We start from the raw sequence: 17,469 nt of genomic DNA, 5'->3' as shown, positions 1-17,469 counted from the left end.
GACGGCACGGGCGGGGGTGCGGCTCAGCCTCGGGTCTGGAGGCTGTGGTAGCCGTACTCGCGGCGGGCGTCGACAAGGGACCGGCCCTGCTCGACCAGAGCGCGGATGTGTTCCTCCGCCTCGGCGATGGTCCGGGCGACGTCGACGATCTCCGCGGCCCTCGACGTCGGCAGCACGACGACACCGTCGGCGTCCCCGAGGAGGAAGTCGCCGGCTTCGACGCGGACGCCGCCGATGTTGACGGGGACGTCGTAGCCGTCGACGCGGACCCGGTCCTTGCCGGTGCGCATCCACCGGGACCGGGAGTAGACCGGGTAGCCCAGCTCGTAGGCGCGGTCGCTGTCGCGGCACACGCCGTCGATCACGGTTCCGGCCAGCTCGCGCCGGGCGGCCGTGGCGGTGAGGAGGTCTCCCCACACGGTGGTGTCGAGACGGCCGGCGTTGTCCAGCACCACGGTGGTCCCCGGGGGCAGGTCGTCGATGTAGTCGCCGACGGTACCGCCGTCGTCGCCGACCGGCACGTAGCGGACCGTGAAGGCCCGGCCCGCCAGCCGTGAGTCGCGGTTGAGGGGCAGCAGGCCTGCGCACTGGCCGTTGATGCCGAGCTTGTCCAGCGCGTCGCTGACGTGGCTGGTGTCCAGGGTCCGGAGTTCGGTCAGCACCGACTGCACGGTCCGGTCGTTCACTTCGTGTCTCCGTTCAGCATCGACTCGTAGTCGTGTCCCATGACCTCGACCATTGGTTCCCCCGCGAGCGCGCGGGCGGCCATCAGCTCTTCCTTGGCCGCGATCCGCTCGGCGGCGCCGAGGACCTCCTCGGCCCGGCCGGCCGGCACGAAGACCACGCCGCTGCCGTCCGCCAGCACGTAGTCGCCCGGCGCCACCTCGACGCCGGCGACCGTGACGGGCTGGTTCCAGGTCCGCTCGATGACCCGGCCGCGGGCGGTCTGCGGGACGACACCGGCGGCGTAGACGGGCAGTTGGTACCCCGACGCCTGGTCCACGTCGCGCACGCCTCCGTCGGTGACGACCGCCGCTACGCCCTTGGTGACCGCGCCCGCGGAGAGGACGCCGCCCCAGCCCGAGACCTGGGCGCGGCCGGCGTTCGCCACCACGATGACGTCGCCGGGCTCGGCCGCGTCGATGGCGGCGGTTCCCAGGTGGCGGGGGGCCGGAATCCCGGCGTACTCGGTCAGTTCCATGGTGACGACCCGGCCCGCGACGGGCTTCGCGACCGAGACCGAGTGGATCCCGAGGGCGGCGCCGTCCAGGCCGAGGGACTCCAGGGCGTCGGAGACCGCGCAGGTGTCGAGCTTCGCCAGCCGCCCGGCGATCGCGGCGGCGGTCATGACCACAGTCCGAACGCAAGACCGATGCCGGTGCCGGCCTCGGTGCGCCGGGCGGGGATGTACTCCACCCACCGTGTCGACAGGTGGGTGCCCGCGCCTGCGGCGGCGATCCAGTTACGGCTCTCCGATGTGCCCGAGTTGAGGCGGGCCGGATCGATCGAGCGCAGCGTCTCGGCGTCGCCGGCCGCCATCGCGTCCAGCACCGTGCGGTCCAGCTCCTCGTCGACCACGAAGTGGCTCAGGCCGCCCGAGGCGATCACCGCGACGCGCAGGTCGCCGGGAAGTGTGCCGACCGCCCGCTTCAGCGCGGTGCCCAGGTCGTAACAGCGCGCCGCCGAGGGCTGGTTGGGCGGGAAGTAGGTGTTGATCAGCACAGGGACGACCGGCACCTGATATCCGGCCAGCAGTCGGCCCACGACGAAGGCGAAGGCGTGCCCGAAGCCGCTTTCGGTCTCGGTCTCGGCGCTGGAGGCGACATCGAACTCCTCGGCGACGAGGGATTTGATGATGTGCAGGCCCGCCGCGGCGTGTGCCGGGTAGACGGCCCCGTCCATCCCGAGCCGCCGCTGCACCTCGTCGAAGGTCTCGGAGCCGTGGTCGATGGGCAGGTGGGTGGTCAGTTCCTCGCCGTAGTAGACGGCGATCGCAGGCTGGTTGCGCCGCGTGAAGAGCTCGTCCTGGTCATCGCCTATGACGATCAGCAGGTCCGGCGCCAGCTCGACGAGATCCTTGCCGAGCCGCTCCAGGGCGGCCTGCGCCTGCGCGTACTTCGCGTTCCAGACGTCGAGGGAGAGCTCGGCGTCGTAGCGTCCCGCGGCCTCCTCATCGAGGTCGGCGTACGGGCGGATCACACCGGCGTTGTCGTAGAGCTCCGGGTTGTTCCGGTCGGCCTCGGCACGCTGGTTCCACATCACCTCCGGCTCCATGGCGAGCACGGGGCTGTGGGAGGTGCCGGCGACGGCGATGATCTTGCTCATGGGCGGTGGCCTGCCATTCTGTTCGTTCGATCGGTCGAGGGACGCGGTGGGCGTGCCGGTCGGCTACTGGAGTCCGTAGAGCTCCAGCGACGACCCGCCTGCGCGGAGCTGCGCGATGATCCCGGTCTCCTTGGTCACCCGCGCCTTCGAGGCGGCGAGCACGTCCTCGGCCCGGTCCTCGGGGATGACGACGACCCCGTCCGCGTCGCCGACGACGAGATCACCCGGCGCGACGGTGATGCCGCCGAGGGTGACCGGCCGGCCCACCGCCCCGGGACCGGCCGGGTCCTTGAGGGTGCCGCGGATGCACACCGTCGCGGAGAAGACGGGGAAGCCGACGGTCTGCAGTTCGGCGGTGTCGCGGACTCCGCCGTCGATGACCAGGCCGCCCAGCCTGCGGGCGAGGGCGGCCTCGCTCAGGATCTCGCCCCAGTAGCCGTACTCGTCCGGGGCGGTGGTGGCGACGACCAGGACGTCACCCGGCTCGGCTTCGTAGATCGCGCGCTGGATCCACAGGTTGTCGCCGACCGGGGCCAGCACCGGCAGGGCGCGTCCGGCGAGCCGGGCACCGGGGAAGGCGGGCTTCAGACGGGCGGGGAGGGCGCCGATGCGGCCGCCCGCCTCGTGGAGCGTGGCGGACCCGAAGGACAGCGCGCGCCCTGACTGAGAATCAACCATTTCAGCCTCTTTCCTTCGTTCGTCCGGCCGTCCCGGACCTCGCCGTCGTGTGATGGGCCGCCACTCTAGATAGAGTTCAAGATTGAATGCAATACCTGCCCAAAAAAAGATCGGATGCGGGTTGACGTGGAGAACATTGCCTTCATCGAACTTTGGGTCCATCTATTGAATTCAGTTCTGTCACGTGCTTGAGTGCCGCTCACCCCGAAGCGGAGTCCTACGCCTCCGCTCGATCTCCACTTGAAGGTGTTCATGACGGCTCAAACCAGCGCCGGAAGCCGGTCCGCCCCGACACCACCCGTCCTCGATGTGGACGCCGTGCACGTCGCCTACGGCCAGGGCACCCGCGCCCTGACCGGGCTCAGCCTGTACGTCGAAGAGGGCGAGGTCGTCGCGCTGCTCGGGGCCAACGGGGCCGGCAAGACGTCCCTCGTCCGTGCCGTCACCGGCGGCCTCGGCTTCTACGGCGGGCGGATCACCTCCGGCACCATCCGGGTCGACGGACAGGCCGTGGCGCCGGACACGGCCACGATGGTGCGCCGCGGCGTCAGCCAGGTGATGGAGGGCCGCCGGATCTTCGCCGACCTCACCGTCGGGGAGAACCTCCTGGCAGGCGGACACGCCTGCCCCTCCCGGCAGGAGCTGACCCGCCGCTACCGCGAGGTGATCGCGCGGTTTCCCGCCCTCGAGCGCCGCGAGAAGACCTCGGCCGGCTACCTCTCCGGCGGCGAGCAGCAGATGCTGGCCATCGGCCGGGCGCTCATGCAGGCGCCGCGCTTCCTGCTGCTCGACGAGCCGTCGCTCGGCCTCGCGCCGGTCGTCGTGGGGCAGGTCCGCGACCTGGTCCTCGAGCTCAACGCGAGCGGCACGACGATCCTGCTGATCGAGCAGAACGTCGCCATGGCCCTCGACGTGTCCGCACGCGCCTACGTCGTCGAGCGAGGCCGGGTGGTCCGCGACGGCACGAGCTCGGAACTCGCCGAGGACGACGCGATCCGCCGCGCCTACCTGGGGATCGGAGAGATCGCCGCATGAGCGACGAATTGCTGGCCGTCTCCGGCATCAACTTGAGCTTCGGCGGCGTGAGCGCCCTGAGTGACGTGTCCTTCACGGTGCGCCGCGACGAGACGTTCGCGGTCATCGGCCCCAACGGCGCGGGGAAGAGCTCGCTGCTCAACGTGCTCACCGGCGTCTACACCCCGTCCTGCGGAAGCGCGCGAGTCGACGGCGCGGAGCTGGTCGGGCGTCGGCCCCACAAGGTCGCGGCGCTCGGCGTCTCGCGGACCTTCCAGAACCTCGGTCTCTTCGAGTCCATGTCGGTGCTGGAGAACGTCCTGGTCGGCCGTTCTCCGCAGCTGAGGAGGGGCATCCTGGCCGGCAGCCTGTGGTGGGGACCGTCCCGCCGGGAGGAGCTCGCCGCACGCGCGCACTGCCTGAAGATCCTGGACCTGTTCGGCCTCGCCGATCTCCGGGACGCCGAGCTCGGCGGCCTGCCGTACGGCACCAAGAAGTGTGTCGAGCTCGCCAAGGCGCTGGCCAGCAGGCCCAGCATCCTGCTGCTCGACGAGCCGGTGGCCGGCATGAACCCCGAGGAGAGCGCCCGCATCGCCCGGTCGATCCAGCTCGCGCGCACCGAGCTCGGTGCGTCCGTCCTCCTCATCGAGCACGACCTGCCGCTCGTGATGTCGTTGGCCGACACCGTCCTGGTCATGGACTTCGGACGCGTGGTCGCGGTCGGCACACCGGACGAGATCCAGTCCGACCCCGAGGTGCTGCGCGCCTACACGGGTGAACTCGACCGCAAGGAGGCCGGGGCGAGCGATGAGTGACTTCTGGCAACTGACCTTCTCCGGCTTCTCACTGGGCTTCCAGTACGTCCTCGTCGCGCTGAGCATCACCGTGATCCTGCGCGCCAGCGGGATCCTCAGCATCTTCCAGGGCGGCATGGTGCTGCTGGGCGGCTATCTGACCTATGCCGCGCACCAGCAGTGGCACCTGCCCTTCGTGCTGGCGGTCCTGGTCGCCCTGTTGATCTGCGCCGGCCTCAACGCCGGTGTCGAGCGGCTGGTCCTGCGGCGCGCGAGCCACGCCTCCGAGCTGGCTGCCGTCTTCCTCACCTTCGGACTGCTGCTCGTCTTCGAGGAGGTCGTGGAGGCGATCTGGGGAAGCCAGCCCCTCGACCTGGGTGACCCGTGGGCCTTCGGCACGATCGACGTCGCAGGACTGAAGGTCGCCGAGAGGGACCTGTGGGCGATCCTGCTCGCCGGGGTGGCGCTGGTCGGCGTCTACCTGCTCTTCAGCCGCACCCGGCTGGGGCTCTCGATGCGCGCCAACGCCTCCGACAGCGAGGCCGCGAGCGCCCAGGGCATCCGTCCCGGCACCGTGCTGGGAGTCTCGTGGGGGCTCGCCGGGGCGCTCGGCGCCCTGGCGGGCGTGCTGATGACCACCAGCGTGGGCGGCGGGGTCCGCCCGGACGTCTCCATCGCCGCCTTCGCCGCCCTCCCCGCCATCTACCTCGGCGGCGCGGGCTCACCGCTCGGCGCCGTGGTCGGAGGACTCGGGATCGGTCTCGCGCAGCAGTACGCAGCGGGCTATTCCCCCGACTTCCTCGGCAACAGTTTCAGCACGGTCTTCCCCTACATCGTGCTCGTCCTGGTGCTCATCGTCCGACCCCAGGGGTTCTTCGGGACCCGCGCCGTCAGGAGGGCCTGATGTCCACGACCGGATCGCTCACCGCCCGGATGCCGTACTTCACCGGCCCGTCCGCGCGTATCGGTACGGCGGTCGCCGCCGTCGTCGCCCTCGTCCTGCCCTTCATGATCAACGACGTCTTCTGGCTCGCGATCCTGACCACGGCCGGCGTCTACACCCTCGGCGCGGTCAGCCTGAACGCCGTCGCCGGCTACCTCGGCGAGGCATCCCTGGGGCAGGCGTTCTTCCTCTCGGTCGGCTGCTACGCCGGCGTCGCGGCCGGGATGAAGGGCCAGCTCCCGCTCCTCGGGTGGGTCGCGGTCGTCCTCGTCGTCGGAGCGCTCGCCGGCCTGGTGGTCGCTCCGCTCGCCATGCGGCTCAGCGGGCCCCACCTCATCATCATCACGCTGGGCCTGGTCTTCCTCGGCCAGTACGTGTTCTCCAACTGGCGCGGGCTGACCGGCGGCCCGGGCGGCACCGCCTTCGCCCTCCCGATGAGCATCGGAGACCTGGACTTCGGTGCACTGCAGTTCGGGGGGTACCTCTACTCCCGGGAGCAGGGACTCTCCCTGCTCACCTGGATCTTCGTGGCGATCGCGATGTGGTGGGTCCACAACATCGCGACCTCCCGGCGCGGCCGCGAGACGCGGGCCGTCCGCGACAACCCGCTGGCCGCCCAGGTCGCCGGCGTCAGCGTGTGGCGGTGCAAGGCGGGCGCCTTCGCCGTCTCCGGCGCTCTGGCCGCGCTCGCGGGCGCTCTCTTCGCCCAGCAGATCAGCTACGTCGAGCCGGAGATCTTCAACTTCCACCTGTCGATCCAGTTCGTCGCGATCCTTGTGATCGGCGGCAGCGCGACGGCCTTCGGCCCGGCCATCGGCGGTGTCTTCGTCGCCCTCATCCCGGCCTTGCTGACCCGCTACCTGACCGACGCACCCTTCGTCCTGGCGCCGAACGACAAGGGCTTCGGCATGACGGTCTCGCAGCTGAGTTCCTTCACGTACGCGGTGCTGCTCGTCCTCTTCCTCCTCTTCGAACCCCGGGGCATCAACGCCCTGATCACCCGGGCCGTCGGCGTCTGCTCCCGCATCGCCACCGGCCACCGTTCCCCATCCGTCCCGGCCGTCCCGGCGTCCGCACACAAGGAGAACCATGCGTAACTCATTGAGTCTGACCGCAGTCACCGCCATCGCGGCGTTGACGCTGACGGCCTGCGGCGGCACGCCCGTCGGCACGACCGGCCCGGCGTCGAGCGGCGAGCTCACCGCCGGGCCGGGCTTCGACGGGAAGACCATCAGCGTGGGAGTGCTGAACCCGACCAGCGGGATGGTCGCCGCCGCCGCCGGACTGCCCGTCCTCGCCGGTCTCAAGCTCCGCGTCGAGCACATCAACGCCGCGGGCGGCATCGCCGGCAAGTACCCGATCAAGCTCGACATCCAGGACACCGAGTACAACCCGCAGACCGCACTGCGGGCCTACACAGGGATGAGCGGCCGCGTCGCTCTCATCGGCTCGGTCCTCGGCACCGGCGTGGTCCAGGCCCTGCTGCCCAAGCTGGCCCAGGACAAGACCCTCGCCGTCCCCGCCTCGGCTGCCTCGGACTGGCTCCCGCAGCCCAACCTGCTGCCGACCCAGCCGACCTACGAGGTCTCCTTCATCAACGGCATGTCCCACCTGGTTGGCCACAAGGGCGGCAAGGACAAGAACTACTGCGTCTACCGTCAGGACGACGCCACCGGCGAGGCCAACAGCAAGGGCATCGAGTTCGGCGCCGAGAAGCTCGGCATCAAGATAGCCAAGGACGTCGTCTTCCCGGCGTCGACGACCGACTTCACCGCCCAGGTCCAGCAGCTCAAGGCCGCCAAGTGCGACGTCGTGTTCTACGCGTCCTCGGCCACATTCGCGCAGAAGACCATCGCCTCCGCGATCCAGCTCGACTTCGCTCCCACCTGGATGAGCAACGTCGCCGGCGTCCCTCTCTTCCTGGTGGGCTCACCGTCGAAGAACTACCTCGCCGAGAACTGGCTCGTCGCGATGGCCGGCGCGCAGTGGGGCGACACCGGCGTCCCGGGCATGGCCCAGATGGTCGACGACTTCAAGAAGTACGGCGACCCGCAGGACAAGCCGGACCCGTCACTGTGGACCGCCGGCTACACCAACGGCCTCGCCGTGGAGGCCCTGCTGGAGCGGGCCGTCAAGGACGGCGACCTCTCGCCGGCCCATATCACCGAGCTGTCGCACTCGAGCGACTTCACGATCGACTTCCAGGGCCTCTCGCCGGACTTCACCTACGGCCCGGTTGAGGACCGCAAGTCGCCGACCGCGGTGAGCGTCCTCGCCGTCGACCCGGAAATCCCCGGCTTCCTGCGGACCGTCGCGCCCAACGTCGACTCCGCTGCCGCCAAGGCATTCTGAGCCACCGGCAACGGGTGGTGGCCCCGGCTCCCTTCACGGGCCGTGGCCACCGCCCGCCTGTTCACACCCCACCCGGGCCGAATACCCTACGGTTCGCCCGTTACCAGCAAGAAGGAGCCTGATCAGATGGCGGAGGCCGGCACCACCCAGCGCGTGGCGGACGAGTTGCGCCGCCGCATCCTCGTGGGAGACCTCCTGCCGGGCGAGCAGCTCCGGCAGGAGCGGCTCGCCGGCGAGCTGGGCATCAGCCGGGTCCCGCTCCGCGAGGCCCTCCTGGTCCTCGCCAACGAGGGCCTCCTCGTCCACCAGCCCAACCAGGGTTTCGTGGTCACCAAGCGTTCCCCGGACGAACTCGCCCAGATCCACCTGATCCTGGGACTGCTGGAGTCGGAGCTCCTGACGAACGGCTTCGTCTGGCCGAACCGCGCCACGCTCCTGCGGATGCGCAACCTCAACAAGCGGATGGCCGACCTGGTCGAGGCGCCGAACTGGATAGACATCGTGCCGCTGAACCGCGAGTTCCACCGCGTCCTGTGGAACCAGTCCCCGCTCAACGTCGTGGTCGCGGAGGTCGAACGGGTGTGGAGCCTGGCGGCCGCCTACATTGCCACGAGCTACAGCACCCGCGCCCGGCGAGCCGCCGCGGTCGAGGAGCACGAGGAGCTCCTCCAGGCGCTCACCGGCCGCGACGCCGAGGCGCTGCGGCGCGCCCACCTCGCGCACCGTGAGACGACCCGGAGCGGCGCGGACGCCTCCATGTGGGGCCTCGCCTGAGCCGTCCCTCACAGACGCCTAGAAGTCCGGCGTGTCCACGGCGAGATCGTCGAGGTCGATCTCCGGGGCGCCGGACCTGAAGGCCAGTCGCTCCAGCACGCCCAGGAGCCAGAGCCGGTCGCCCTCCGCGACCGGCTCCGCCGTCTGCCTCTGCACGCGCCGCACGCGCGGCCGTGCCGACCGCTCCAGATCCCGGCCCGCGTCGGTGAGGGCGAGCCGGCGGACCCGCTTGTCGCTCGGGTCGGGCAGGGCCGCCAGCAGCCCGTGCCGCACGAGCCGGTCGACCACGACGGAGAGCGTCGCCTTGTCGAGCGCTGCCAGCTCCCAGAGCCGTGAGTGCGTGGTCTCACCCTGGAGACCGACCATCCGGAGCACGGCGTACTGAGGGCCCGTCAGCTCCTGGCCGAACTCGCCCAGCCAGTGCGCGGTGTGTGTCTGTTGCGCCCGCCGGATCAGGTGGCCGGGGGTCGTGGTGGCCCGCTGCCACGCGGCCCCCGCGGTCTCGGCGCCCAGCGGCGGGGCCGAGGAGACCCTGCTGAGCTCGCGCAGATGCCGCATCAGCCGCTCGTGGTCCCGGGCCGGCACCGGGGCGAGGAAGTCGGCCTGCGCCGTGGCGGCGAGCGGATCCGTCTGCCGGAGGGCGAGCCTGCCCGAGCCGGTGAGGGCCAGAAGGTGACGCCGCCGGTCCCGGGGATCCTGGTGACGCTGGATCCAGCCGTCGCGCTCCAGCCGGCGCGCGACGCCGGTCAACGTGGTCTTCTCCAGACCGGCGACGGCACCGACGAGCTGCATGTCGGCGCCGTTCGTCTCGGCCACGACCGAGAGGACGGCGTACTGCGGTGCGGTGGGCACCTGCCCGCAGGTGGTGCCCCAGATCGCAATGTAGGCCTGATGGCACCGCCGCAGGAGGTGTCCCAGCGTCCAGAACCGCGACACTCCGGAGTCCTCCTCAACCGGTCCAAGATGCTGCGCCGTCATCGGCGTGGCCCACGGTACCGCAGCATCTTGGTCCGCACACGAACTATTGACCATGGCTCAGCCGAGGAGGTTCATGAAGCGCCCGAAGAACGCCCCGAGTTCCCCGTAGGCGTCGAGCGGCAGGACATGCGCCACATACTGGTCCGGCCGGACGACGACCAGGGCGCCCTGCTCACGGTCGATCCCGCGCAGGTCGAAGATGTCCTGCCCGCCGTTGATGTCCGGGGTGAATGCCTTCTCGTAGTCCCTGAGCCCGAGCGAGCCCTTGACCGGGAGGAGAAGCGACGGAAGATCGTCCGGGTCGATCTCGCCGTGGCTCTGCTGGAGGACGCCCCGGACGTCGAAGACCGCGTCGATGTCGGCGCCGGCCGGCGTGAAGCGACGCACCGGGGACTCCTCGCTCTCCGCCAGGAAGTCGCACAGCGCGCGCAGGCGGGAGGAGTCCGAGGTGATCGGCGCGCCGTCCGCGAAGGCGTAGAGCCGCCACCGGCCGTCCGCCTGGTGGACATGGCCCAGATGCATGCGGCGGGTGTCGGCCAGGCGGGTCACCTGCGCGGAGTGGAAGCGCATGCCGATGGGGTAGCCGACGGCGAGCTTCTGGTGGGTGTCCTCGCCGACCAGCAGCGACGGCGGGTAGCAGGTGGCGACACCCGCGGTGAAGCGCCCGACGTCCTGGAACCGCGAGCGGATCTCCTGGGTGGACAGGCCCTCGCCCTCGGGCGCGTCGGGGTTCTTGCCGTCGACGACGCGGGCCCAGTCCCTGTCGAAGTCGATCAGGCCCTGCGCGACGGGCTGACGCTCGGCGTTGTAGGTGTCCAGAAGGCTCGCCGGGCTGCGCCCCTCGAGCACCGCGGCCAACTTCCAGCCGAGGTTGAAGGTGTCCTGCATCGAGACGTTCATGCCCTGGCCGGCCTTGGCGCTGTGGGTGTGGCACGCGTCGCCGGCGATGAAGACGCGCGGCGAGCGGGTGCCGCGCTCCTCGTCGGAAACGTCGTCGAAGCGGTCCGTCCGGCGCTGCGCCACCTCGTACATCGACCACCACGGGATCTCCTTCGGCTCGAAGGAGTACGGCGCGAAGAGCCGCTTGGCCGCCTCGACGATGGACTCCTTCGTGACCCGCTCCCGAAGCGTCCGGTCGCCGGGCTCGACCTCGCCGAGGTCGACGTAGAGGCGGTTCAGGTAGCCGCCCTCACGCGGGATCACGGCCAGTCCGCCCGTCGGCGCGACAATGATCGACTTGCGCCGGATGTCGGGGAAGGTCGTCTCGCAGAGGACGTCCAGCACTCCCCAGGCGTGGTGCTGCGGGTCGCCCTTGAGCTCCAGACCGAGCGAGCGCCGGACCGTGCTGCGCGCGCCGTCGCAGCCGATCACGTAACGCGCCTGGATGACCGTCTCGGGCTGCCCCGGGACGTTGAGCTGCCGCACGGTCACGCCGACCGGGGCCGACGGGTCGTCCGGGACGGTGACGTCCAGCACGTCCATGCCGAACTCCGGCTGGAGACGGGTCGGCGAGTTGCCCATCTTCTCGACCAGGTAATGCTGGAGACGGGCCTGGTTGACGATGACGTGCGGGAACTCCGAGATGCCCTCCGCGGTGTCGAGCACCCGGCCGGTACGGACGATGCCGGCGTTCTGCTCGTCCGGGCCCCAGAAGACCGTCTCGGTGACGCGGTAGCCCTCGCGGTTCAGCTTCTCGGCCAGGCCGAAGGCGTTGAACATCTCGACGGTCCGGCAGGCGACACCGTCGGCCTGCCCCTGCATCATCGCGGTCTCCCGGCGCTCGATGAAGCGGGTCGAGATGTGCGGGAACTCCGCAAGCTGGGCAGCGATCAGGGAGCCGGCGGGCCCGTTGCCGATCACCAGTACGTCGACGACGCCGGAGGCCTCGGCCTTTCTGGCGGCCTCCGGCCGCACGTCGGGGTCGCCAGGACGAAAGCCCTCAAGAAAGAACTGCATGCCACGCCGCCTCATTAGTTGGTATACGAACTACATCGGAGTCTAAGGCGAAGGCGCCATGACGGCAACAGTTCGGGCGAGCAGGTCGCGGGCGTGACGTACCCGCTCCTCCGCCATCCGCTCGATGCGCAGCGCGGGCGGCAGCGCGATCTCCGCCGCAATGACGCAGGCCGCAACGAGGTACCGGAGGCGGATGTCCCGCTCGGTGGGGTTGCCCGGTAGCGCGGCAGGGGCTGCGCCGGCTTCGGCTCGCTGCCCGAGCGCGGGCCGGTCCGTTTCCACCAGTCCGTCCAGTGCGCCGCCCGCGCCAGATGTTCCAGCACCCTGCGGACCCGGTCGTAGCGCCCCCACACGTCCTCAGTCCCGACATGACGACGCCCCCGGCCGGAGCCCGGCGGGGCCGAGACAACGACGAGGCCCTACAGGTCGAGGACAGCACGAAGCCGCACGGTCAACGCGCGTCATGTCCCCAGGCGAGAGGTGGCCCTCAAGCTTGCCCTGCTCGAGGGTCTGTCAAACGAACGGGTCTGTTCCGTAGTCGGTGGTGACGGAGGGTGTCGTCAGCCCAGGAGGATCCGGTGACGGAGGAGAGGGAAGCTCGCGCGGCCGTACATCTGGCGCTTGATCAGCTTGGTTTTGTTGTTGACGCCTTCGGTACCGCCGTTGTGGTGCGGCAGGGTGAGGGCGGCGTCGACTGCGGCGCGGTCCTTCTCGAGGCCGCGGGTGAAGGCATGCAGGTGGGGCAGGTTCTCGGCCTGGGCCGAGGTGATCCAGGTGCTCAGCAGGGTGGCATTGCCGTCGGCGGGATCCAGCAGCACGGCGAAGTGGTGGATGAGGTCGGCCAGAGCGGTCATCTCGTGGCAGGCGGTGCGGGCGGCCTCGACACGTTCCCGCTGGTGGTCCCTTAGGCGGTCGGGGCGGGTGAGCAGGTAGCGGGCGAGGCGCCGGGGCGAGAGTGCGGGACGGTCGGCCTCGACGCGGCCCTGGTTGATGTAGCGGACGAGCAGGTTCGAGCTGCCGGTGTAGCCCAGTTCCCTGGAGGAGATGGGTGACGGGGACGGCCGGGTTCTCCAGCCGGCGTCGGCGCAGGTGATCGCGGTAGGGATCCACGAGGGTGGGCCGGTACTTGGGGGCGCGGATGAGGCGCTCGGGCTCGGCGACGCGGTCGTAGCGCTTGACGGTGTTGAGAGCCAGGTTCAGGCGGCGCGCGCACTCCAGAAGTCCGACTCCGCGCTCGCGCAGGGCGTGGACCTGCTGCCAGCGCTCGCGGGTAGTGGCGGCCTGTCTCCCCTCGGCCGGGGGCGGGCCCGCTTTCGCCCAGCAGGTGCTGTGCGCGGCGACTTCTTTGCGGACGGCCTCGGCGAGGTTGTCGGGTCGGGCCCGGGCGCGGTTCCTGGATCGCTCCAGGACCGTTTCCCGGACCCGCCCGCCGAACCCGGCGTGCGACTCTCACCGCACCGGGCTCTCCACGAGATCATGCCGTTGGGATCGGCTCGGTCAGAGTTCCGGCCAGGGCGTGGCAATACTGTTGCCTCGGTAGCGGTAGCGGGTGACCGGCACCGTGGCGAGGTTGAACAGTTCGATTCCGTCCATGCGGATCGCTCCCCATCCTTGCGGAGTGTGGAGCCATCGCCGGATGGCCTTCCACGTCATGCGGTTGCGGTGCATCACCCAGTGCACGACCCTCCACCAGACGAAGGTGGCAAGGCGCGACAGGGTGTGCTTGGCGACCGCGTGCTTGAAGTAGTTGGCCCAGCCACGCTGGATCTGGTTGATCCTGATCAGCGCGACCCTGTAATCGAGATGCGACAACCTGAGGGTCAGTGACTTGATCTTCCGTTTCAGCGCCTCGACCGGCTTGTCGGCGATGAACGTGTAGACGTACCACTTGTCCGTTCCCCGCTTGCGGTTCCACACGCTGCGGAACCTGACCATCCCCTCGTAGCGTAGAGCCCGTGATTGCAGGGGAAGTTGGGGCTCATGGGGTCCAAGAAGAAGCCGCCGTACGATGCTGAGTTCCGTGAGGGTGCCGTACGCATCGTGATCGAGACGGGGAAGCCGGTCGGTGATGTCGCCGAGGAGCTCGGCATCAACGCGGGCACCCTGCACAGCTGGGTTTCGCGCTGGCGCCGTAACGGGACGACGTCGTCGGACCGGCCCGCGCAGGCCGCGTCGGGCGGGCGTGTGCGGGAGGCGGAGCGCGAGGAACTGGAGCGGCTGCGCCGGGAGATGAGCGAGAAGAACAAGCGCATCCGGGAGCTGGAGATGGAGCGTGATGTCTTCAAGCGATGCATGGCCCTCTGGGTGAAGTGACCGAGAGGGATCCGGAGGCGGTGGTCGCCTTCATCGGTAACCAGAGGGTCGAGCACGGTGTCCCGCACCGGGTGGCCTGCCGGGTCGTCGGGGTGAGCGAGGCATGGTTCTACAAATGGCGCCGCCGTCCGGACGAGCCGACGAAGCGGGAGGTCAGACGCGCGGAACTGGAGGACAGGATCGTGCACTTCTTCAGGGAGTCCGGCGAGGCCTACGGATCGCCGAGGATCACCCAGGACCTGTGGGCGGAAAACTGGCAGGTTTCGGTGAACACCGTCGCCGGGATCATGGCCAGGCTCGGGCTGCAGGGTCGCAAGCCCCCGCGCCGGCGCAGGTCGCTGACCCGGCAGGGCAAGCGACGGGCCGCCCCTGACCTGGTGCACCGGCGGTTCGACGCGGTCGCTCCGGACCTGCTCTGGTACGGGGACATGACCGGGATCGAGACCGGCGAGGGCAAGATCTACCTGGCCACGGTCATCGACGCGTTCTCACGCCGCTGTCTGGGCTATGCGATGGGCGCCCACCACGACGCGGCCCTGGTCGGCGCGTCGTTGAAGATGGCAGCCGTGGCCCGGGGCGGCGACGTGGACGGGGTGATCTTCCACAGCGACCGGTTGAACTCGCCGAATATACGTCGGAGGCGCACAACGACCTGTGTGACCGGCTGGGTGTGGTGCAGTCCATGGGGCGGGTGGGGTCGGCGCTGGACAACGCCGCCGCGGAGTCGTTCAACTCGCTGATCAAGGTCGAATACATTCACCGGCACCGATTCGCCACCCGCACCGAGGCCCGTCTGAAGATCGCTACCTGGATCACCGGGTTCTACAACCCACGTCGAAGACACAGCGCGGCCGGCGGCCTGCCGCCGGAAGAGTTCGAACGGATCATCAACCAAGCACGCGACCGGAGGGCACAGAGGTGCCAGGCCCCATAGAAAAGGTCTCTACGAAACCAGGGGATTGACACCCGGCTGACCGTCCTGCGCGCCCACCGCCTCACCGCCCGCCGCACGATGCGCCTCCTGCAGTTGCGCGCCCTCACCGGCATCCACCTGACCCTGGTCTGCCACCGCCCTCATCTGTCCGCCGCCCTGCACCAGGTGCTGCAGACGGCCGACTATGCCGTCACCGCCGACTTCCAGGCCGCCCGCTGCCACTACTACGGCGCGACCGCTCCCGTACCCCCGCCTGCTCACGAGCCCGCCCGGCTGGCCAGCCGGTGGCTCACCCTGTCCTCGCTGGACCGCCTGGTCTCCTACGACAGTCCCGCCCCCTGTACCGGTCCGTGTGCGCCGCCGCCGATCGTCTTCCGGCACCGCCCGCCACCCGCACCCCTAACCCAGCAGACAGCCCAGGAAGCCGTCCGACGCCTGGCCATCGTGACCGCCCACCCCCGCTTGGCCGCAGCCCTCGCCGCCGCGCTCTTCACCGGCGCCTCCTTCCAACAGCTCGCCACCGCCCGCCCCGGCGACTACGACGACGCGGCGGCCACCCTGGCCCTGCACGACCGCACCCGCTACACCGACGGCTGCGCTACCTACGGCGTGCCGTCGTGGGCGCGCGTCTTCCTGAAGGCTGCCGTGTGCTTCGCCCGGCTCGCGCCCGGCCAGGACCAGCATCTGCTGGCCGGCCCTCACGACCGCACCCACCTGCTGCGCGTGGCCGAAGCAGCGAGGCTTCGCCCGCCGCAACCGCCCGCTGGCCAGCGCACCGGCCGTATCCAGTGGGATTGGCGCGAACGCGAGGAGGCACAGCGCTACGACACGATGCTGACACGGCACAAGACCCCGCCTTCGCCCTGAGCCTGGACCCCAACACCTCAAGCCGGCAGGGGAAGGCGGCGCCGCGCGCACAGTGAGTTGGGCGTGTGGTCAGCCGATGGAGAAATCGGCGAACTCCACGTCGGTGAAGGCGATCCCGAGACCGTGGGCGCGCTGGCCACCGTCCCGGAAGTAGGCATGCCCCAGAGCACGGGCGAGGATCACCAACTGCTGCTGCTCGCCCCCGTCGGCGTCCCGGGCGGCGAACAGCTCCCGGGCTACCTCTCCCGGCAAGTCCTGGGTGATCCACCGCACCCGCGGGTCGTCCGAGGACCCCGCAGGAGCCGCGAACCCGAATCGCGCACGGGTATGGAAGACGAAGCCCTCCGCCTCTGCCTGGGCACGCCGACGGGCCCGTACCCGGGGCTGCCACCGAGCCAGAACCACTTCCTCGATCGCCCGGACCTGCAGCGGACCCGGCGGACGACGCGCTCCTGGCTTCTTCGTCACCCACCGCTGCACAGTGCGCTGCGACACCCCCAGCATCGTGGCCACCTTCCGGGTGGAACCCCGGTTCCTCGCCAGCAGAAAACGTAGGCGAGCCTCAGTGCTTGAGGGAATGGGCCGGGTGCGCAACGCGCGCTCCAGTCCCTGCTCGATCTGTCCCAAGTCCGCCTCCCCAAGCGATCAGCCCGCACGGCTGGCGCCCCCACAGTCGGTAGCGTCAGTTCTCCCGCATCGCCCGCCCCTGCCTGCCAGTTTTTGCATTCTCGGGACAGCGCCGGATGACGCAGGCTACGAGCCCCTTGGGGGCACCGGCGACAAGCTGGCGGCGCGCGTCAGGGCGGACGTCGCCGACACCCCGGTGCTGTCCTTCGATATCAAGTCTCATCAAGGTATGAGGCCGAAAAGTCCCGCCGGATGGAGGCCTGGACTGTCCGGATGCCGCACCCATCCAGGCCGTGTGATCTTGCGGAGGGCCGGGGCGGCCAGGCCGAGCCGGAGAGGGGCCGTTGTGCCGGACAAGGCCACACCACTTCCGTCACTGGTGCGACGCGTTGTACGTCCGCCGCGATGCGCCGGCGCCATCGTCGGTTTCGAGTGTCGTTGTCGGCGGGATGCGTGAGACTGCCCATGTGTTGATCGGTTTCCTCTTCGCGGTTACCCCGTGGTTGGCCGTGGTCGGAATGGCGCTGTTCCTCTTTCCTGGACCAGTTCAGCGTTGGGGCTTGGCGTCTTTGGAGCGCTTCGAGCGATGGCGTGCCGACTCGGGGGTGCGTCGAGCTGCTCCGCTCCTGACGCAGATGCTGCTGGTGTCGCCGCGCATACAAGATCGTGTCGGCGGCCATGGGTTAGCCCTTGGGTATGTCGTGCGGTGGTGGCGTGCCCGGCCTCTGGCCGGGCCGTTCAAGGTCATCCGGTTTGTGGTGCTGCTGTACATCGTGGCGCATATCGACGACATGGCCGACTGGGAGAATCTGCGGCTAATACTCCAGTCGTAGATCGTGATCTTCCTGGTGGGGGCCGGGGGCAGCCTGCAGTGCTGCCCCCAGCCCCTGGGTGGGTCAGTCTGACCAGCACGC

At 69.9% G+C, this 17,469-nt stretch carries 20 protein-coding genes and 1 pseudogene; 11 read left to right on the top strand and 10 right to left on the bottom strand.

Annotated features, from left to right (window positions below; translation table 11 throughout):
- Window positions 1-23: 23 nt before the first annotated feature.
- From ACIF9R_RS20655 to ACIF9R_RS20640, 4 genes are all read right to left on the bottom strand, one after another.
- The gene (locus ACIF9R_RS20655) at window positions 24-686 is read right to left on the bottom strand and encodes an RraA family protein (protein WP_399981968.1); all 663 of its coding nucleotides are present in this window, start codon (window positions 684-686) and stop codon (window positions 24-26) included.
- Window positions 683-1,348 (bottom strand): RraA family protein, encoded by a 666-nt coding sequence (locus tag ACIF9R_RS20650; protein ID WP_399981965.1) that lies wholly within the window; start codon window positions 1,346-1,348, stop codon window positions 683-685. Before ACIF9R_RS20650 ends, ACIF9R_RS20655 begins: the two co-directional genes overlap by 4 nt.
- Window positions 1,345-2,325, bottom strand: a complete 981-nt coding sequence (locus ACIF9R_RS20645; RefSeq protein WP_399981962.1) for a hypothetical protein — start codon at window positions 2,323-2,325, stop codon at window positions 1,345-1,347. Before ACIF9R_RS20645 ends, ACIF9R_RS20650 begins: the two co-directional genes overlap by 4 nt.
- 63 nt (window positions 2,326-2,388) lie before the next feature.
- Window positions 2,389-3,003 (bottom strand): 4-carboxy-4-hydroxy-2-oxoadipate aldolase/oxaloacetate decarboxylase, encoded by a 615-nt coding sequence (locus tag ACIF9R_RS20640; protein WP_399981959.1) that lies wholly within the window; start codon window positions 3,001-3,003, stop codon window positions 2,389-2,391.
- A gap of 252 nt (window positions 3,004-3,255) precedes the next feature.
- On the opposite strand from ACIF9R_RS20640, the gene ACIF9R_RS20635 reads away from it, so the two are divergent.
- From ACIF9R_RS20635 to ACIF9R_RS20610, 6 genes are all read left to right on the top strand, one after another.
- Complete coding sequence (locus ACIF9R_RS20635; RefSeq protein ID WP_399981956.1) at window positions 3,256-4,038, top strand: ABC transporter ATP-binding protein; 783 nt, start codon at window positions 3,256-3,258, stop codon at window positions 4,036-4,038.
- Entirely contained in the window at window positions 4,035-4,832 is a 798-nt protein-coding gene (locus tag ACIF9R_RS20630) for an ABC transporter ATP-binding protein (protein ID WP_399981954.1), read from the top strand. Before ACIF9R_RS20635 ends, ACIF9R_RS20630 begins: the two co-directional genes overlap by 4 nt.
- Window positions 4,825-5,715 carry a branched-chain amino acid ABC transporter permease gene (locus ACIF9R_RS20625; RefSeq protein WP_399981951.1) on the top strand — a complete coding sequence of 297 codons (891 nt, stop codon included), beginning with the start codon at window positions 4,825-4,827 and terminating at the stop codon, window positions 5,713-5,715. The genes ACIF9R_RS20630 and ACIF9R_RS20625 overlap by 8 nt, the downstream gene beginning before the upstream one ends.
- Window positions 5,715-6,851 (top strand): branched-chain amino acid ABC transporter permease, encoded by a 1,137-nt coding sequence (locus tag ACIF9R_RS20620; RefSeq protein WP_399981948.1) that lies wholly within the window; start codon window positions 5,715-5,717, stop codon window positions 6,849-6,851. The genes ACIF9R_RS20625 and ACIF9R_RS20620 overlap by 1 nt, the downstream gene beginning before the upstream one ends.
- Complete coding sequence (locus ACIF9R_RS20615) at window positions 6,844-8,106, top strand: ABC transporter substrate-binding protein (RefSeq protein WP_399981946.1); 1,263 nt, start codon at window positions 6,844-6,846, stop codon at window positions 8,104-8,106. The genes ACIF9R_RS20620 and ACIF9R_RS20615 overlap by 8 nt, the downstream gene beginning before the upstream one ends.
- A 126-nt stretch (window positions 8,107-8,232) precedes the next feature.
- A complete protein-coding gene (locus ACIF9R_RS20610) occupies window positions 8,233-8,880 on the top strand; it encodes a GntR family transcriptional regulator (protein WP_399981943.1) in 648 nt (215 codons plus the stop codon).
- Window positions 8,881-8,898: 18 nt separating this feature from the next.
- Here ACIF9R_RS20610 and ACIF9R_RS20605 read toward each other — a convergent pair whose 3' ends face one another.
- The 5 genes and pseudogenes from ACIF9R_RS20605 to ACIF9R_RS20585 all read right to left on the bottom strand — a co-directional run bounded on the left by ACIF9R_RS20605 (window position 8,899) and on the right by ACIF9R_RS20585 (window position 13,749).
- A complete protein-coding gene (locus ACIF9R_RS20605; protein ID WP_399981941.1) occupies window positions 8,899-9,816 on the bottom strand; it encodes a MarR family winged helix-turn-helix transcriptional regulator in 918 nt (305 codons plus the stop codon).
- Window positions 9,817-9,915: 99 nt separating this feature from the next.
- Entirely contained in the window at window positions 9,916-11,814 is a 1,899-nt protein-coding gene (locus ACIF9R_RS20600; RefSeq protein ID WP_399981939.1) for an FAD-dependent monooxygenase, read from the bottom strand.
- Window positions 11,815-11,856: 42 nt separating this feature from the next.
- The gene (locus ACIF9R_RS20595; protein ID WP_399981936.1) at window positions 11,857-12,165 is read right to left on the bottom strand and encodes a hypothetical protein; all 309 of its coding nucleotides are present in this window, start codon (window positions 12,163-12,165) and stop codon (window positions 11,857-11,859) included.
- 209 nt (window positions 12,166-12,374) lie between these two features.
- Window positions 12,375-13,182: pseudogene (locus tag ACIF9R_RS20590) on the bottom strand (transposase); the annotation flags it as partial.
- A gap of 129 nt (window positions 13,183-13,311) precedes the next feature.
- A complete protein-coding gene (locus ACIF9R_RS20585; RefSeq protein WP_399981933.1) occupies window positions 13,312-13,749 on the bottom strand; it encodes a group II intron maturase-specific domain-containing protein in 438 nt (145 codons plus the stop codon).
- 45 nt (window positions 13,750-13,794) lie between these two features.
- Between ACIF9R_RS20585 and ACIF9R_RS20580 the strand changes: the two genes are divergently transcribed.
- The 4 genes from ACIF9R_RS20580 to ACIF9R_RS20565 all read left to right on the top strand — a co-directional run bounded on the left by ACIF9R_RS20580 (window position 13,795) and on the right by ACIF9R_RS20565 (window position 15,928).
- Window positions 13,795-14,127, top strand: a complete 333-nt coding sequence (locus ACIF9R_RS20580) for a transposase (protein WP_399981931.1) — start codon at window positions 13,795-13,797, stop codon at window positions 14,125-14,127.
- Window positions 14,124-14,867: an IS3 family transposase gene (locus ACIF9R_RS20575; protein WP_399981929.1), complete on the top strand. Its 744-nt coding sequence runs from the start codon at window positions 14,124-14,126 to the stop codon at window positions 14,865-14,867. Before ACIF9R_RS20580 ends, ACIF9R_RS20575 begins: the two co-directional genes overlap by 4 nt.
- Window positions 14,810-15,061 (top strand): integrase core domain-containing protein, encoded by a 252-nt coding sequence (locus ACIF9R_RS20570; RefSeq protein ID WP_399981927.1) that lies wholly within the window; start codon window positions 14,810-14,812, stop codon window positions 15,059-15,061. The genes ACIF9R_RS20575 and ACIF9R_RS20570 overlap by 58 nt, the downstream gene beginning before the upstream one ends.
- Before the next feature lie 78 nt (window positions 15,062-15,139).
- Window positions 15,140-15,928 carry a hypothetical protein gene (locus ACIF9R_RS20565; RefSeq protein ID WP_399981924.1) on the top strand — a complete coding sequence of 263 codons (789 nt, stop codon included), beginning with the start codon at window positions 15,140-15,142 and terminating at the stop codon, window positions 15,926-15,928.
- Between the two features lie 69 nt (window positions 15,929-15,997).
- Here the strand turns inward: ACIF9R_RS20565 and tpg are convergent, their stop codons facing one another.
- Window positions 15,998-16,555 (bottom strand): telomere-protecting terminal protein Tpg, encoded by a 558-nt coding sequence (gene tpg / locus ACIF9R_RS20560; protein WP_399981922.1) that lies wholly within the window; start codon window positions 16,553-16,555, stop codon window positions 15,998-16,000.
- Window positions 16,556-17,004: 449 nt separating this feature from the next.
- Here tpg and ACIF9R_RS20555 point away from each other — a divergent pair, with 449 nt between their 5' ends.
- Window positions 17,005-17,388, top strand: a complete 384-nt coding sequence (locus ACIF9R_RS20555; protein ID WP_399981920.1) for a hypothetical protein — start codon at window positions 17,005-17,007, stop codon at window positions 17,386-17,388.
- The last annotated feature ends 81 nt before the right edge of the window (window positions 17,389-17,469 follow it).

This window comes from Streptomyces sp. NPDC086080 (assembly GCF_044540255.1).
Taxonomy (GTDB): domain Bacteria; phylum Actinomycetota; class Actinomycetes; order Streptomycetales; family Streptomycetaceae; genus Streptomyces.
The sequence above is the reverse complement of the archived record's forward strand: the minus strand, read 5'-3'. Positions and strand labels throughout refer to the sequence as shown.

Excerpts from the sequence above, each read along its gene's own strand:
- ACIF9R_RS20650 (WP_399981965.1), bottom strand. The coding sequence starts at position 1,348 with ATGACCGCCGCCGCGATCGCCGGGCGGCTGGCGAAGCTCGACACCTGC.
- ACIF9R_RS20645 (WP_399981962.1), bottom strand. The coding sequence starts at position 2,325 with ATGAGCAAGATCATCGCCGTCGCCGGCACCTCCCACAGCCCCGTGCTC.
- ACIF9R_RS20640 (WP_399981959.1), bottom strand. The coding sequence starts at position 3,003 with ATGGTTGATTCTCAGTCAGGGCGCGCGCTGTCCTTCGGGTCCGCCACG.
- ACIF9R_RS20635 (WP_399981956.1), top strand. The coding sequence starts at position 3,256 with ATGACGGCTCAAACCAGCGCCGGAAGCCGGTCCGCCCCGACACCACCC.
- ACIF9R_RS20630 (WP_399981954.1), top strand. The coding sequence starts at position 4,035 with ATGAGCGACGAATTGCTGGCCGTCTCCGGCATCAACTTGAGCTTCGGC.
- ACIF9R_RS20625 (WP_399981951.1), top strand. The coding sequence starts at position 4,825 with ATGAGTGACTTCTGGCAACTGACCTTCTCCGGCTTCTCACTGGGCTTC.
- ACIF9R_RS20620 (WP_399981948.1), top strand. The coding sequence starts at position 5,715 with ATGTCCACGACCGGATCGCTCACCGCCCGGATGCCGTACTTCACCGGC.
- ACIF9R_RS20615 (WP_399981946.1), top strand. The coding sequence starts at position 6,844 with ATGCGTAACTCATTGAGTCTGACCGCAGTCACCGCCATCGCGGCGTTG.
- ACIF9R_RS20610 (WP_399981943.1), top strand. The coding sequence starts at position 8,233 with ATGGCGGAGGCCGGCACCACCCAGCGCGTGGCGGACGAGTTGCGCCGC.
- ACIF9R_RS20600 (WP_399981939.1), bottom strand. The coding sequence starts at position 11,814 with ATGCAGTTCTTTCTTGAGGGCTTTCGTCCTGGCGACCCCGACGTGCGG.
- ACIF9R_RS20585 (WP_399981933.1), bottom strand. The coding sequence starts at position 13,749 with ATGGTCAGGTTCCGCAGCGTGTGGAACCGCAAGCGGGGAACGGACAAG.
- ACIF9R_RS20580 (WP_399981931.1), top strand. The coding sequence starts at position 13,795 with ATGGGGTCCAAGAAGAAGCCGCCGTACGATGCTGAGTTCCGTGAGGGT.
- ACIF9R_RS20570 (WP_399981927.1), top strand. The coding sequence starts at position 14,810 with ATGGGGCGGGTGGGGTCGGCGCTGGACAACGCCGCCGCGGAGTCGTTC.
- ACIF9R_RS20565 (WP_399981924.1), top strand. The coding sequence starts at position 15,140 with ATGCGCCTCCTGCAGTTGCGCGCCCTCACCGGCATCCACCTGACCCTG.
- ACIF9R_RS20555 (WP_399981920.1), top strand. The coding sequence starts at position 17,005 with ATGCGTGAGACTGCCCATGTGTTGATCGGTTTCCTCTTCGCGGTTACC.